15 protein-coding genes are annotated in these 15,346 nt (G+C 49.8%); 11 read left to right on the top strand and 4 right to left on the bottom strand.

Annotated elements, in window-relative coordinates; all coding sequences use genetic code 11:
• The 8 genes from tssI to KG631_RS01980 form a co-directional block, all read left to right on the top strand.
• The coding region (gene tssI / locus KG631_RS02015; protein WP_213994998.1) for a type VI secretion system tip protein TssI/VgrG at window positions 1–1,620 on the top strand (1,620 nt) is incomplete at its 5' end.
• 52 nt (window positions 1,621–1,672) lie between these two features.
• Window positions 1,673–1,963 (top strand): PAAR domain-containing protein, encoded by a 291-nt coding sequence (locus KG631_RS02010; protein WP_213994997.1) that lies wholly within the window; start codon window positions 1,673–1,675, stop codon window positions 1,961–1,963.
• A 3-nt stretch (window positions 1,964–1,966) separates the two neighbouring features.
• Window positions 1,967–2,983, top strand: coding sequence for a hypothetical protein (locus KG631_RS02005; protein ID WP_213994996.1), 1,017 nt, complete (start codon window positions 1,967–1,969; stop codon window positions 2,981–2,983).
• Window positions 2,984–2,998: 15 nt separating this feature from the next.
• The gene (locus tag KG631_RS02000; protein ID WP_213994995.1) at window positions 2,999–3,979 is read left to right on the top strand and encodes a hypothetical protein; all 981 of its coding nucleotides are present in this window, start codon (window positions 2,999–3,001) and stop codon (window positions 3,977–3,979) included.
• 14 nt (window positions 3,980–3,993) lie between these two features.
• A complete protein-coding gene (locus KG631_RS01995) occupies window positions 3,994–6,066 on the top strand; it encodes a DUF6531 domain-containing protein (protein WP_213994994.1) in 2,073 nt (690 codons plus the stop codon).
• A gap of 37 nt (window positions 6,067–6,103) precedes the next feature.
• Entirely contained in the window at window positions 6,104–7,099 is a 996-nt protein-coding gene (locus tag KG631_RS01990) for a hypothetical protein (RefSeq protein WP_213994993.1), read from the top strand.
• Window positions 7,077–8,030, top strand: coding sequence for an RHS repeat-associated core domain-containing protein (locus tag KG631_RS01985; protein WP_213994992.1), 954 nt, complete (start codon window positions 7,077–7,079; stop codon window positions 8,028–8,030). Before KG631_RS01990 ends, KG631_RS01985 begins: the two co-directional genes overlap by 23 nt.
• Window positions 8,015–8,410 carry a hypothetical protein gene (locus KG631_RS01980; protein WP_213994991.1) on the top strand — a complete coding sequence of 132 codons (396 nt, stop codon included), beginning with the start codon at window positions 8,015–8,017 and terminating at the stop codon, window positions 8,408–8,410. Before KG631_RS01985 ends, KG631_RS01980 begins: the two co-directional genes overlap by 16 nt.
• A 481-nt stretch (window positions 8,411–8,891) precedes the next feature.
• Here the strand turns inward: KG631_RS01980 and KG631_RS01975 are convergent, their stop codons facing one another.
• Window positions 8,892–9,857 carry a transposase gene (locus KG631_RS01975; protein WP_213994990.1) on the bottom strand — a complete coding sequence of 322 codons (966 nt, stop codon included), beginning with the start codon at window positions 9,855–9,857 and terminating at the stop codon, window positions 8,892–8,894.
• 384 nt (window positions 9,858–10,241) lie between these two features.
• Here KG631_RS01975 and KG631_RS01970 point away from each other — a divergent pair, with 384 nt between their 5' ends.
• Window positions 10,242–10,550 carry a hypothetical protein gene (locus KG631_RS01970; RefSeq protein ID WP_213994989.1) on the top strand — a complete coding sequence of 103 codons (309 nt, stop codon included), beginning with the start codon at window positions 10,242–10,244 and terminating at the stop codon, window positions 10,548–10,550.
• Between the two features lie 4 nt (window positions 10,551–10,554).
• Here the strand turns inward: KG631_RS01970 and KG631_RS01965 are convergent, their stop codons facing one another.
• Window positions 10,555–10,953: an MAPEG family protein gene (locus KG631_RS01965; RefSeq protein WP_213994988.1), complete on the bottom strand. Its 399-nt coding sequence runs from the start codon at window positions 10,951–10,953 to the stop codon at window positions 10,555–10,557.
• A gap of 191 nt (window positions 10,954–11,144) precedes the next feature.
• Between KG631_RS01965 and KG631_RS01960 the strand changes: the two genes are divergently transcribed.
• The gene (locus KG631_RS01960; RefSeq protein WP_365868039.1) at window positions 11,145–12,518 is read left to right on the top strand and encodes a cyanophycinase; all 1,374 of its coding nucleotides are present in this window, start codon (window positions 11,145–11,147) and stop codon (window positions 12,516–12,518) included.
• A gap of 26 nt (window positions 12,519–12,544) precedes the next feature.
• Here KG631_RS01960 and KG631_RS01955 read toward each other — a convergent pair whose 3' ends face one another.
• On the bottom strand, window positions 12,545–13,582 hold the full coding sequence (locus tag KG631_RS01955; RefSeq protein ID WP_301003535.1) for a patatin-like phospholipase family protein: 1,038 nt from the start codon (window positions 13,580–13,582) through the stop codon (window positions 12,545–12,547).
• Window positions 13,583–13,629: 47 nt separating this feature from the next.
• A complete protein-coding gene (locus tag KG631_RS01950; RefSeq protein WP_213994987.1) occupies window positions 13,630–14,880 on the bottom strand; it encodes an anti-phage deoxyguanosine triphosphatase in 1,251 nt (416 codons plus the stop codon).
• A gap of 135 nt (window positions 14,881–15,015) precedes the next feature.
• Between KG631_RS01950 and KG631_RS01945 the strand changes: the two genes are divergently transcribed.
• Entirely contained in the window at window positions 15,016–15,342 is a 327-nt protein-coding gene (locus tag KG631_RS01945; RefSeq protein WP_213994986.1) for a YebG family protein, read from the top strand.
• Window positions 15,343–15,346 lie beyond the last annotated feature (4 nt).

Below are 15,346 nucleotides of genomic sequence, written 5' to 3'. Positions count from 1 at the left end.
TTAGGTAATAACACTCAACGCTACATTCATGGCGTGGTGGCAGAGCTTAATGCCCTGGGTTTACGGGTTAATAAAGAAGCCGGCGGCAACAATTTTCGCGACTATCATCTTACTATCGTTCCGGCAGCCTGGTACATGCAGCATAAGGTGAATAGTCGCATTTTTAAAGCCCAAAATGTATTGAAAATCGTCGAAACGCTGGCCTCAGAACATGGCATTAAACTGGATGCCAGCTCCAAGATCAGTGGTAGTTATCCTGATTACGAATACAAAGTGCAGTATGAGGAGGCGGATTTCAGTTTTATCAGTCGGTTGCTTGAGCAGGAAGGCATTTTCTACTTTTTTGAACACAGCAAAGGCCAGCATAAGCTGATCATGGCCGATAAAGCCACGGCGTATGAACCTTGTCTGGAAAAGAATGTTAAGTTTCATACGGGCACCCTGGCAGAAGCCCATATTAATCAATGGCAAAAAGCCTTGCGGATGGTGCCGGGTAAGTTTGTTCAGCGCGGTTACAACCTGGAAAAGCCCAAGTCACTGCCCACTGGTACCTACGGCAAAGGCAGTCTGGTCAGCAAACATGCTGACTATGAAATATTTAATTATGCCGCAGAAGCCGAAACCCACAGCCGCACCAAAGCCATCGCAACCATTAGACTGGAAGCATTGCAGCGCGATATGGCGATGCAGCAGGGGGCCAGCAGCTGCCGTAGTTTTACTGCCGGTCGTACTTTTACTATCAGTGAGCACGAAGATAAAGCAGAAGTGGGTAAGCAATATGTGATTACCGACCTGCGCTTAGACGCTGCCATTATTAACCAGGCTGGTGCTAATCAGAGTGCGGAAAAAGTGATCACTAACAGTTTTCGGTGTGTGCCCAAGGACGTGGCGTACCGGCCATTATTGCAAACCGCAAAACCACTGGTGAAAGGGGTGCAAACGGCAACGGTTACCTGTAAGGGAGGCGAGGAAATCTCTGTTGATGAACTTGGCCGGGTTACCGTAAAGTTTCACTGGGACCGCAGCGATGTAACTGATCATGAAAGCTCCTGCCCAATCCGGGTCAGTCAGAACTGGGCAGGTAAAAAGTGGGGCATGTTCTTTTATCCGCGGCGCGATCAGGAAGTATTAGTCGAGTTTTTGAACGGCGATCCGGACCAGCCGGTGATCATCGGTGCGGTTTATAATTCTGACCACATGCCCCCTTATGATTTACCAGTTGATAAAACCCAGAGCGGCGTGAAAAGCCGTTCCAGTGAGGGCGGTGGCACTGGCAACTTTAATGAAATTCGCTTTGAAGATAAAAAGGGCGACGAGTTGCTTTATCTGCATGCGGAAAAGAATTTTGAACTGCAGGTGGAAAATGATCAGCAAATCAATATTGATAATGACAGTACCCGGCTGATTAAAGGCAATGACAGCGACACGGTAAATAAAGATCGCAACACTAAAGTAGATGGCGCTGAAACGCATAAAGTAGGTAAGTCGCTGACTATTGAAGCAGGAGATGCCATTACCATTAAAACCGGTGCCGCTTCTATTGCCATGAAAAGTGACGGTTCGATAGCGATTAAGGGTGTCAAAATTACCATTAATGGTGCCAAGGTTAGCATTAATTAAGCTTCTGGCTGAGCCAGATTTTATGATGACCCCGCTGCAACAGAGGTGAAATATGAGCAAACCCGCTGCAATAATTGGTTGTATGCATGTCTGTCCTAAAGTGACTGGCCAGGTGCCGCATGTCGGCGGACCGGTATTGCAGGGTTCACCTAATGTCAGCATTTCAGGTATGCCGGCGGCGAGAAAGGGCGACAAGTTACTTTGTGTCGGACCGCCAGATAGCATTAGTGGTGGTTCCGCTACTGTATTTATCAACGGTAAAAACGCTGCCCGGCTGGGTGATGATACTGCCCACGGTGGCAAGATTGTAGTGGGTGTGCCAACAGTGTTGATTGGTGGCTAAGGCATGATGCAAACGTTCACTGATCTGGCAGAGCGCACGCATGTGTTGTGGCTACAGCGCTTAAGTCTGGCCAGTAGCGATTATATTACGCTTAGCCAGTTACAGCAGCACGATTACCGGCTACTGCAGAGTGTCCGTTTATGTCAGCGATATCTGGACAGCAGGGATCCCGAGTTACCACCCTGGCTGAGAGTTTTGCTGGATAATAGTGCGGCAAAGCTGGATACGTTGCTATCGCTGCCAATGCCGTTATCTGCTCAGGCGTTGCTGGCTGCAATCTGGCTGGCTTTGCAGCAGCAACCAACTGCACACTATGTGCAGCAGTATCATCGGGCTGATCAAAGCCAGTTGCTGTGTTTGCTGGCGAATAAAGCAGTTGCTGCCAACATGTATCAGACCATGCAGGCTCTTGATTTAAGAAGTGCAGTGCAGTTAGCCGGACATTGTGGCCTGACTGAGCAGCGCGCAGTACTGCAGCGGTTGGCTGATGCGCAGCAACAGAGTGCGGCCATACAGGCTGAATTACAGTACAGCTTATATTTGCTGGGGCAAAAGTCTGATGAGGTGTATTTAGTTCAACAGCTGCAACATGCAGAATGCCTGACGCCACGGCAGCTGCAATTGTTGTTGTTGGCTGCCCCGGCTAAGCGAAAAGTACAAATAGTTAATGCCCTGGGCCAGACTGATATAAGTCTGGCCATTAATGCTATGGGCTTTAGTGGCCAGAGCAAGTTTCTGCCACTGTTACTGGATCTCGCTAGACAGCCCGCCCATCAGGCCGCGGCGCATAGTGCTCTGATAACAATGCTGGGCAGTCTGACTGCCGATATCGTGCAGCGAGAGCCGCAGGCAGCAGGTATGCCGATACCCGTCAGTGAACAGCACCTTGTTGCCGGGAGAGCAGTAACAGATCTTAACTTAGCTGAGACATGGACTAACGGAAATCAGTACCAGCGTTTTGCGGCTGCCGCACTTCTTGGTATTAAAGCAACCGGGATTAGCGCTGGCGGAGCCGAATAACTGGCAGGGTGGTGTATGGCCACTTGCCTGAGAGTAGCAGATTATGCCGCAGTACTTGGCAAAACCGCTGATACTGAGTGGGCATTGCAGCTGGATGTGATGCCGGTAGAGCCGGTTCTGGTAAGTCAGGCTGGCGAGCTAAGACAGGTTAACCGCCTGAAGAACGCTGATATTGTTGATCCCGGCATGTCGTTTACCGGGTGCTTAGTGGCCATGTTGCACAAGTTGCTGTCACAATTAAGCTTGCAGCCTGATGCGGCGCCGGTGCTACTAGTGCTACCGGAGCAACTGGCCGGGGAGCAGGCATTAGCAGCCGTGGTACAGACCTTGCGCCAGGTATTTCCAGAGCTGCTAGGCCATAGTGCCTGCCAGCTATTTCCCTATGGACGCAGTGCGGCCCTGATGGCAATAAACGCGGCCAGGCAACTGTTGACGGCTGGTGAGTCGGTGGTCTGGATTATTGGCCTGGATAGCCCGGTGTCGGCAATGCCAGTAAATGAGCCGTCGATGGCGGAGCTTACTGAATATCAGATCAGCGACAACGTTATATGGTCAGAAGGCGCAGTGGCGCTTGCGTTAGAACAGAGTACAACCGGCCTGCGCTGTCACTATCTGGCTGCAGATGCCACGGTAAGTAGTGCAACAGAAGAGTTAGCAATAGCGCAGTTATTTGATGCGGTTGCGGCTAATACCGACAGCGCCCTGGCGCGGCTTTATCTGCCGGACAATGGCAGCAGTGAGCTGACTGCGTGCTGGCAGGCACACTACCCGCGTTTGGCATCGTGTGTTGAGAAAAGTACCCAGTTGAGTTTGCCGGCCTACAGCACAGGTGAGCTTGGTGCCGCCGGTGGGCTTTACCGGTTTTTGCATTTATATCTGGCTTATAGCAATGCAAACCATAAAGGCTTAACCCTGCAGTGCGAGATTTCGGAGCGAATATACCGCGCTGTCGCCGTTTTCAGCTGGCAGCAAGCCGGCAGTATCTCTGAATTTTAAGGACAATTATTGGCATGGCTGCGCATTCTTTAACCCTTAAATCCCGCTCGGGCAAAATGTATTTATTTTGCACTGAGAGCCAGGGACAAAGTGGCACACCGCTGCAGTTTGCCAGTCGTGATGCGGCGACTAACTGGATCCGCCAGTCGTTTGACCGTAATGCCAGTCAAAGCGACAGTATCCGCCATGTGTATCAGTGGTTTTGCAGTCAGTTAGTTGCGGCAGATTTAGCCGCCCCCTGGAGCGCAGTGCGCGATGCCGAACTTTGCCGCACGCTTGCGAGCGCGCTGCAAGAGGGAAAGCTGCTTATTCTGCAGCTACCAGAGCGTAAAGTTGTACTGACTGCGCCTGAATCAGTTACGCCACCGCCTGCCAGCAGTAAAACGCTGGAGCGCGGAGGTAAAGCTACAGAAGCGCCGGCTGGGGCTACTGACAGCATTGTGTCTGAGCAGGTCGGCGCGAACGCTGCAAGTAAACAGACCCCTGAGACTGCTAAAGTTGAGACCTGTGGCGACCCGGTATCCATGTGTACCGGTGAGGAAATTCTTGAATTAACTGATTTTGAACTGGCCGGGCCCCTGCCTATCGCGTGGCGACGGACCTATCGCTCCAGTCAGAGCCACCAGAACATCGGTTTTGGTTATGGCTGGCGCAGTAATTTCAATTTGTATATTGATAGCGTGACCGACGAAGCCGGTACGGTGTCGCTGCAGTTAGTTAATGAAGAAGGCCGCCAGCTGCATTTCGTAAGGCCTGCACCCGGTCAAACCAGTTATCAGCTGGCTGAAGAGTTGGCATTGCGTGCAGAGGTCGATGGCAGCCTGGTACTGCTGAAACCCGACAATACCCATTGGGTGTTTGTGCCCGCAGTAAAAACGGCGCGAAACGAGCACAATAAGCGTTGGGTATTGCATCAGGTGATGGACAGTGTCGGACGCTGTCTGCAGCTGTACTATAACCAGCAAAGCCGGTTAAGCCGGATAGATTACACCGGCAAAAAAGGTATTGAACTGCATTACAACAGTGCTGGTTTGCTTAGCCGGATTGAAGCGGTAAGCCTCAGCAAAAATGATAAGAGTGATAAAGGGTCGCAAGCAACCGGTATCGTGCTGGCGCAATATTACTACAATGATAAAGATGAGCTGATTAGTGCGGTAAACAGTGGGACTGAAACTGAAAAGTATCAGTACAGCCAGCATTTACTTACTGTGCGCCAACGAGCCAGTGGCTTTTGTCATTACTTCAGCTGGCAAGGCAGCGGCCCGGCCGCCCGTTGTGTGCGTAACTGGGGCGACGACGGTATTTATGACTATCGTTTCAGCTACGATGACACAAATCGCAGCGCCACCAGCATTGATGGTAATGGCCATCGCTGGCAGTATTTTCATAACGAATGTAACCTGCTGCTGAAAAAAGTAGCGCCCGACGGTGCAACCTGGCAATACAGCTGGAATAAGCAGGGTAAAAAAACCACCGAGACCTTGCCTGATGGCAGCAAAACCCGCTTTTACTACAACGACAACGGCCAACTGGTTACCCTTGAGCAGGCCGACGGCGCCATTACTCATTTTCAATATAACGAGCTGGGTCAGCGCAGCGTAATTATAGACGCTGAAGGCCGCCAGTGGCGCCGGGAATACAGCGCTGCCGGCTTGTTGCTAGCGGAAACCGGCCCCGACAATTTGGTAACGCGTTATCAGTATGGCAGTAATAATCAGCTGGAACGGGTATATCTGCCAGGCGGTGGCCTTCAGCGTTTATTATGGAGTGATGAAAGCCAGTTGCTGGCGGTGAAACACAACGATGCGCTGACCCGTTACAGCTATGATAGCCTGGGCCGTTTAAATGGCGTGGTTGATGCAAGTGGTCTGGTTACTGAATACCATTATAACCAGGCAGGCAAGCTGTTAAAGCAAGTCCAGTATCCTGCAGATAACACGGCAGAGCCGCTCGAGCAGCATTTTAGCTATGACAGCAGCGGCCGGTTACTGACGACCACCAATGCCCATGGCGACGTTATCGAGCGTCAGTATGGCGGTTTAAGCCAGTCAACCAAGTTTACTGCAGGCCGATGGCAGTGCTTTTAATTACCAGTACGATAACGAGCGCAACTTAACCGCTATTATGCGCAGCGACGGTGCCCGCTATCAGCTGGAGTATGATGCACAGGAGCGGCCGGTTCGGTTACAAGGATTTGATGGTCGCCAGCAGCAATTACAATATGATTTAAATGGCTTGGTGGCCAGTGTTCGCGATGGCAGTAAACGCCAGCTGAAAGTAAAGCGTGATAAACGTGGCCGCGTTACCGAACAAACCGCGCTGCATGGCCAGAGCCTGGCCAGCAACCATTTTCATTACGATAAAATTGGCCGGGTGCTGCGGGCCAGTAATGGCCAGCGCAAACTGCGCTTTAATTACCATTTAAACGGCCAGCCAACCGAGATTTGGCAGGACGACAGCTGTATTGCGTATCAGTATAACCAGCAAGGCAAGTGCAGCAGTACCATATTACCTGACGGCAATACGCTGGATTACCGTTACAACGAAGAAGGCCAGTTGGCGCAGCTGGCGGTGAATCAGCAGCCGCTATTGTGGCGTACCTTCGATGCTGCCGGCCGCGAAACCGTCCGCGAGTATCACAGCGGCTTATTGCTCGAGCAGCAATTTGATGCCTTTAACCGCCTAACCACTCAGCAGTGGCGCCGTGGTAGCCAAAATCAGCAACGCCAGTACAGTTACACGGCGTTGCATCAGCTGAAAAAAGTAACGGATAACCAACTGGGTACTACCGAGTACCAGTACAATAAGCTGGATCAGCTTATCAGTAAGCAGCACAGCGATGATTCAGACCAGAATGAAACGCATCAGTGGGACAGTTTTGGTAACCCCGTAGGCGATGGTATTGAAGTTAAGCAGGACCGGCTGCTGCGTTATCATGACAAACAATTTCAGTATGACGACAGTGGCAACCAACTCACCGCCACGGTCGGCACTAGTGCCAATGCCGGTACTAACGTGGATAAGCACTCAAAAGCCGCTGCAACTACGCAGCAGCGTGAATTTAATGGCTTTAACCAGTTAACCAGTGTTAGTTGTAATGGTGTCTATCAGTCGTTATGAGTACGATGCCTTGGGCCGGCGTAGTGCCAAAATCAGCGGCGGCGAGCGCACCGAATACTACTGGGACGCTGACAAGCTTATTGGTGAATGCAGTTCTGGTCAGAATATCTGGTATATCTACGAGCCCGGAACCAACAAACCGCTGCTGCTGCTAAAAAATGGTGAGGTATATTATTACCAGCTCGACCAACTGGGCACGCCGCTATCCCTAACCGACAGCGACAACAATATTGTCTGGCAAGCCAGCTACTCAGTTTTCGGTAAAGCGAAAGTAACGCGTAATGAAATTGACAACCCAATCCGCTTGCAGGGCCAGTACTTTGACAGCGAAACCGGGTTACACTATAACCATTTCCGTTACTACGACCCGGAAACCGGCCGCTTTATCAGCCAGGACCCAATAGGCCTGCTAGGCGGCATTAACCACTACCAGTACGCGCCTAATCATGTGAACTGGGTGGATCCGTTGGGGTTGAGTTGTAAGGAGGGGGATGTAAAAAGAGGGGCAGTATTTGCAGGCCATGGTTCCGTTAATACCACTAAAAAAACAGTTGTACCGGAAGGAACCTCAATTACATTTTTTAGTAAAGATGGTGCTGTGATAACAGATGATCTCGGAGTTGCAATAGAAAATTGGGAGCCCCTAGAGGACGCATACAGTCGAACATTTAAATCAGGTGAGACAATACCAATGTATTGCCTGTATCCTACCTGTGGAGCATTAAACATTCAGCCAACTTCAACTCAGGTTAACAAACCTACGACGATTGACCAGTTGTTGAAGCCAGATATGGGCAATTGCCGATGGGCAGCTTGCACGTTTGATGAAGATCACGAAAATGCTGATTTAATTTTCCATACTGACGGCGTTTATAAGAAAGTAAACGGTGAGTTTTTTGTAGAGGTTGATGGCCAATGGATAAAAGCTTGATATTTGGTAGTTCACCGGGTGGAATTTACATTCATGATAGCAATGAAATCTATATTCCCGATTATTTACCAGACCAAATTTTTACTACTGAAGAAACTGAACTTAAGGCAATGTTAATTAGTGCATTAGTAAAGTGTTATCGTCAGGGCTTGCTGGTCAATCTTAGGAGGCATATTGCTGTTTCAAAAGTATCTGGATACCCAGATAAATGTATATTTGAATGGAACGATGAACACATATCTCTTGCTGAGGCAGAAGTAATTCTTAAAACAGATGCCACTGTCTACTACTTTAAGACCTCTTTGATATATAACGTTCTAAAGTATGACTACAAACCAGACCCTAATATTATCGATGGTGTAATTAAACAATTTAGTTAATAAATTCCAATAGCAGATAGAAGACAGGCACAATTGAGAAGTTTTAGGCAATCTCGCCATCACATACAGATGTTGTTTATATACAAAACTAATGTGACGGAAGAAGAACAGTGGCAGACGGCTCCAGTAGGGCAAATGATCGTGCCTGATATGATTTTGTGGCACTTTCAGGTATGACAGCTCAGGAACGCACGTTCACGGCAGGTAAATATTGTTATTGAGGACCGGAGAAATATCTCAGGCGGTGTCTCGGTAAGAGATCTAAGACAGGCACAACTGAGAGGGGATAGGCAATCACGCCATCAAATACTGATGTTGCTGTGTATGCAGAGCTAATTCAACACAAGATGAATAGTGGCAGAGGGCTTTAACAGGGCAAATGATCGTGCCTGATGTGATTTTGTGGCACTTTCAGGTATGACAGCTCAGGAACGCACGTTCGCGGCAGGAAAATATTGTTATTGAGGACTTGCGAAATATGTCAGGCGGTGTCTCGGTGGGCGCGTCGGCTAAAGTGTGTATTGTAGCGCGCTTCGAATTGGGTGGCGCGTGCCAGCCAGTCTTGTTGGCCGAGATTGATCCGCTGCAGGATAGGCGGCAACGGGTTGACAGTGCTACCGGGTTGGCTTGGCCGGATAGCACGGCTGGTGTAGTCCAGCAGCTGAAGATAATCTTTCAGACTGAACAAAATACCCTGTTGCAGCTGTTCAACCTGCGCCCCTTCAAAAGGCAGTAAGGGCTTGAGTGCGTGGCTGAAGTGTTGAATGTTACCTTGCCGGGTTTGTTCGGCAATGGCGTGTGCCAAATTAAATGTTGGTGTTAGCCGCTCTTTGATGCTGGTGTAGTCTGAGCCTTCCGGTGTTTCTGCAATGTTAGCGCGAACCGGGTTCAGGTCAACATAGGCCATGCAGGATAGCAGAGCCTCTTCGGTCAGTAATGCCTGGGATTTAAATCTGGCCTCCCAGAAGTGGCCGGTGCAACCATCTTCCTGATTGGCTTGACGGGCAATGGGCTCGTTAAGGCATTTCATAAACCAACTGAGGCTGGTCAGGCGCTGGCGATAGACCTCGACACAACTGTTTACGGTGTCCAGCTCGGCGGCACTGAGAGCACTGCCGGCCAGATAACGTTGCACCAGCAGCGTTCCCTTAAAAAGACTGGTCCAGCGCAACAGCACGTCTTGAGTATTCCAGTCCTTTGCCTGCTCTGGCTGGAGTTTAACCACGATGTGCAAATGGTTAGACATAATCGCGTAGGCACAAATGTCGATAGCAAACAGTGAAGCCAGCAAGCGAATGCGCTGCTCAATCCAGGTCCGGCGGTGTTCGTAATTTTCACCCGTCTCACTGTCCATGCCGCACAAAAAAGACCTGCGCACACAGCGGGAGATGACATGGTAGTAAGGTGTTTCCTCGACAGCGATGAGGGCTTTGCGGGGTCTGGGCATACCACACCTGATGACTGTTTAAATATACAGTAAAGCTAGTTGCCGTTTGGCAGGCTGTCAAGATTTTGGATGTTGAGGTTGTTATTTAGTGCCTGTCCAAGTCATTTGTCAGATTTTGGATGTTGAGGTTGTTATTTAGTGCCTGTCCAAGTCATTTGTCGGGATGTCGGGGTTGTTATTTAGTGCCTGTCCAAGTCATTTAGTCCGGTTCAAAAATGAGGTGTCCAATTTGCTGAACGTCATTAATTCCATCTCACATTTTGATTCTGTTGATTATGCCATTGCTCTGCAAGATTACAGCAATCCAGAACGGGCAGAGAAATTCATCAGGATGTTAGAGCAAGCATTACAAAAGATCATTGCAAAAAATAGTTGCGAAAATTTATGACAGTTGAATTGACGAAAGCCAAGTCTGCAACAAATTCCAGTGCATTGGCGCTAGTACTTTATCCTTTTCAGTTCGAGAGTGTTAATGAAGACTTCAACTGGTCTGATAACCATCAGCGCAAACTGTTAAATTTATACGATGTTAACAAGTTAAAAATCATCTCAGAGCATATAAACTGCTACTTCTTGGTTAAGGATATTGATTTATCGGGGTTGCTACCATCTATGAATGCAAGTGTGGCTCAGAAAGAACTTCTACTTAAATACATAAGCAACGGCATCAAGAAAATAATTGATACCGTTTAAAGAATCATCCCAACATCGCTCGGCCAGCCATGCTAAACGCCGCTATCATGCCTACCAGCCAGATGGTGGAGCGGGGAGTGGCGTAATCGAGCCAATAGCACAGTAAATACAGGATGCGGCTGGCGATAAATACCCAGCCTAGTATTACCGTGGTGTTATCTACGGTGCCTGCGCCAGCTGCGATGGCAGTTAATACTGCACAGCCATAAATAATCAGGGCTTCAAAACTGTTGTAGTGGGCGGCGTTGGCGCGCTGGCCGAAGCCTTTTAGCGCAGCTTGCTGCTCTCTGGGGTTGTTGTTGTCATAGCCGCCGGCTTTTTGCATGGCAAAGGCCAGTGGGGCTTTGGCTAAAAAGGGCAGTAGCATGGCGATAAACAGGGTGAGTAACAGCGAACTAAGCATGGCAAAAACCTCCGGTACAGCGTTGATCTTATTGCTGAGTTAAAAATGTAGTATAGCCCCAGCTTACTGCTAAGTGAGTGACCTTACCAGTTTAAATCTGGTACTCTGTGCGGTGGGCCACAATAAAAATAACTGCCCGCTAACAGACTAAAAAGCAAAAATACTAAAAGCATAAAGATGGAGCAAATCTGGTGAAGCACTCAGCGAAGTACACATATAAACACAAAATAAGGCACACATTTATTTCAATTCCGGTTTCAGCTTTAAGTTTAGGCCTGTTATTCGGTTGCACTGAAGCCGACATACCTGAGCCAAAACCAGCGGTAGATAAAGGGTCCCTGGTGTTGGTGGGGGGCGCGCTGGCAGGGTCAAACGCCGAAGTATACCAGCGGTTTATTGAATTGGCCGGCGGTGAGCTGCAGGCGCGGATAGCGGTTATTCCGGCCGCCAGTGGCCAACCGGTAAAGTATTTTAAGCAATTTCAGGATGATATGCAGCGTTATGGCCTGGATGAAGATCAGATGACCTTGTTCCCGGTGGCCGTTAGTGATGACAAAAGCAGCAAAGATGTCGATGAGAGTCAGTGGCGTCGTGGCGCAACCGATATTAAGCTGGCTGAACAGCTTAGCCAGTACACCGCCGTCTGGTTTTTAGGGGGTGATCAGCTGAATATTACCGCGACACTGGCGCCTGACGGTCAGCAGTCGGTGTTGCTGGAAGCGATTTGGGCCCTTTATCAGCGAGGTGGCGTAGTAGGGGGCACCAGCGCCGGCGCTGCCATGATGAGCGATGTGATGATTGCTGCCGGGGATTCCTGGGGCGCACTTACTGAGGGCACTACTGAAAGCTACAATGGGATGCAGGATCAGGAAAACGGGCCGTTAATGCTGGCGCGGGGGTTGGGGTTTTTCCCGCATGCAATTATTGATCAGCATTTTGATCGCAAGGCCCGTTTTGGCCGCCTGATTGTAGCAGCAGAACTCAATAAAACCACCTACCCGATGGGCTTTGGTATTGATGAAAATACTGCGCTGGTTTACACCGCGCATAACAACAGTGCTCAGGCGATTGGTGCTGGCGCTGTTACGGCAATAGATGTTTCTAACGCCAGACGGGTTGACAACCCCCATGGTTATCATATTGAAAATGTGCGGGTTAGCGTCATGCAGGGCGGGGATCATTATCATTTTGATACCGAGCAGTTTGTGGCGAACCCGCTGAAATCAGCCACTGTTGGTCACGAGTATCTTAACCTGGCAAAACCGGTGGTATCAGGCGTGTTTAGCCGCAATAGCAGATTAAAAGACATGCTGACCTTTGACCTGGTTGATAATAAAGGCACAAAGGAAGTTGTCAGCTATCTGCATCAGGGTGACGGAGTGGGCTTTACCCTGCGCTTTAGTCAGGATGACTACACGACCGGTTACTGGCAATACCTTGATGGCTTGCTCGATAGCGGCAGTGCGTTCGGGGTAAAGCTGGATATTGTGCCTACTAAGTTCAGCATTACGCCATTAACTGCGACAACAGCTGAGGCAGATAAAGAAACATCGGCGAATAACTAACCCCAGCAATTATTTAGCCTATGCCGTTATAAGGCTTCCAATTGATACTGGCCGCGGGCAAATGCCGTGGCCAGTTCATGAGAGCGTTCCAGCACAATTTGCCAGTTAGTTAACCGCTGCGCGTCACTGAGCTTAAAGTCGTTTCTGTCGGGTATTTTACCATTGGGTAAGCTGGCTACCCAGCTGGCACTGGGGCAAAGCAGCACGACATTATGTAAATGCGCGGCTTTTGCTTTGCGCCATTTTAACGCTTTATCGAACCAGCCCGGAGTAAGGTGAGGGTAAAAGTGCGGATATAGTACCAGGCCGTGACTACTGAACGGCAGGTCGAAATGATAGTCGGTAATGCCACCATCATAATACAGGCCCGGGCCGGCTCCGGCGATGTCTTTTACCGGTGACAATACCAACGGAATAGAGCCGCTGGCCATTACTGCCTGGCGCAAGTTTGCCTGACTTAATGGCACATGCTGGGTCGGCAGGCCGGTATAACGATGAAAGGGCGCCGGGCTATGCTCTGGGTAAAACTGTACCCGCTGATAAAAGTGCTGCAGGTTGCGCCGGTTCAGCAAATTGGCGCCGGCAGCAAGGGTTAACCCGGCTGCCTGCCATAACTTGCGCTGGCTACGGTTGATCCCTTTGGCTTTAGCAACGATCAGGTTCAGCTTCATTACTGGATTGTCCAGCACCTCGGTTAACTGCTGTTCGCTTTGGAATACCTCGTCAATGATTGCTGCTGAAATGCGGGTGACTTCGTTAATATCTGCGCCGGCAGGGTAGCAGATGGTCGAGTAAGCTTTGGCAAAGCGCTGTGAGGCAGCAACCGGATCGGCCTGGGCATAGCAGGCAAAGCGCCAGGCGCCGGCCGAACTGCCGAGTAAATGCAGTGGCTTAGTGCGTCCTTTAAAAAACTCCGCCAGCAGGTACTGATCCAGACCATACAGGCTGAACCATTTGGGGCCACCACTGGCACCGACCATTACGCTGATATCATCGGCCTGCAGGCCATGTTGGTTAATATGGGCCATGGCACCGGGGCCGGCCAGCACACGAAGTGTATTCAAAACTGCGGAGTTCTCCAGTTACAGGTAAACAGTTAAGCGACCTTTGTTCAGAAAGGCCCGAACAGGGTTTTATGCATCCGCTCAGCGTAATCGTCAGTCATGCCGGAAATGTAATCACAAATTACCCGCATACCCTGGCCATGCTCACTGGCGCTGTGCCAACGCTGTTGGGTGTTAAGTGGCAACAAGCGGCTTGGATCGGAGGCAAAAGCATCAAACAGCTGCAATAACATATTCTGGCAACGAAACCGTGACTGCTGAATTAATGGCTGGCGAATAACACAGTTAAATACCAGTTGTTTCAGGCTGTGCAGCAGGGCAGTTTCGGCGCCCGGTAAGCGGGCGTTATAACGGATTAGCGGCTCTGTGGCTTGCGGCAGCGCCTGATACACCTCTACCGAAGTAATAAGCCGGTTAACCAGGGCGCCTATGGCATCTTTTCGGATATGATGCTCACTACTGAATAATTTGGCGCCCAGTTGCTGCATGTCATCCCCGGTGTAGTGCTGCCACTGACTGTAGCTGACATTACCCAGCACAATGGCATCCTCTAAGTCATGCACGCCGTAAGCGATATCATCTGCCAGCTCCATAATAGACGCATCAAGCGATTTGTAGCGCGACTTTATAAAAGGTGACTGTGCCAGGGTATCTACCTGCTGAAAAATATCGCGGTCAGCGGTGCTTAATGGTTGCAGTATCCAGTCCAGAATATCGGCGTCGGCCTGAAAGATAGCTTTAGCGGGTTTCCAGTGGTTCAGGTTTAGCGGGTTAGCTGCGGTGCTTACGTCCGGCAATGGGGGTTGTAATACCGGGTATTTTAATAAGCCCAGCAAGGTGCGCCTGGCTAAATCCATGCCATGCTGCTGGGTGTAGGGCTCAAGTTTAGCGACTATCCGTAAGGTCTGGCCATTGCCTTCAAAGCCGCCATCTGCCAGCATTTTATAGTTCAATGCGGTTTCGCCACCATGACCAAACGGCGGATGGCCAATATCATGGGCCAGACACAGCGCTTCCATCAGGCTAGGATCCGGCAGGATAGTCTGAATATCCTCTGCAGATTTTTTCGCCAGCTGGCTGACTAAACCTGTGCCAATTTGGGCGGCTTCCAATGAGTGGGTCAGCCGGGTGCGATAAAAATCATTCTGGCCAATACCTAAAATCTGCGTTTTAGATTGTAAGCGCCGAAAAGCAGCAGAATGTAAAATGCGGGCCCGGTCGCGTTGCCAGGGCGAACGCTGATCGTTTGGCCGGTCATGGCTGTCTTCAGAATGTCGCGCTGACCAAATTGCTAACATAACCTTCCTTAATCATGGTAAAACAGCTTAGCAAGACCCGCTATAGTACGCGACAATTGATTTTAATTCGAGCACTCGACACCGGCTAAATTATACTGTATAAAACAACAGTTAAAATTAATCAGGGGCAGCAAAATGGCAGTGGTAGTTAAATATATTGTAGAGCGCAATGGAGTAGAGAAAATGACGTTTACCTCAAAAGCGGAGGCTGATGCCTATGACAAAATGCTGGATACCGCTGATGAATTAGCCAGTTTTTTAAACACCAGCAGCTTGTTAACCGACGACGCGCAAACCGAAAGTCTGGCCTTGTATCTGGCCCAGCATAAAGAGGCATTACTGGTGGCGCTGGGCGCGAAAAAGCCAGCGAAAGCGGCAGTAAAACCAACTTCCGCACCAGGCGAAATGGCTAAAACATCATTGAAAGCCGAGAAAAAACCGGCCGATGAGCAGGCTGCCTGAGACC

It is taken from the genome of Arsukibacterium sp., from assembly GCF_018402695.1.
In the GTDB taxonomy this organism is placed as follows: domain Bacteria; phylum Pseudomonadota; class Gammaproteobacteria; order Enterobacterales; family Alteromonadaceae; genus Alishewanella.
Note: the sequence above shows the minus strand (reverse complement) of the source record. Positions and strands in the feature narration are given on the sequence as shown.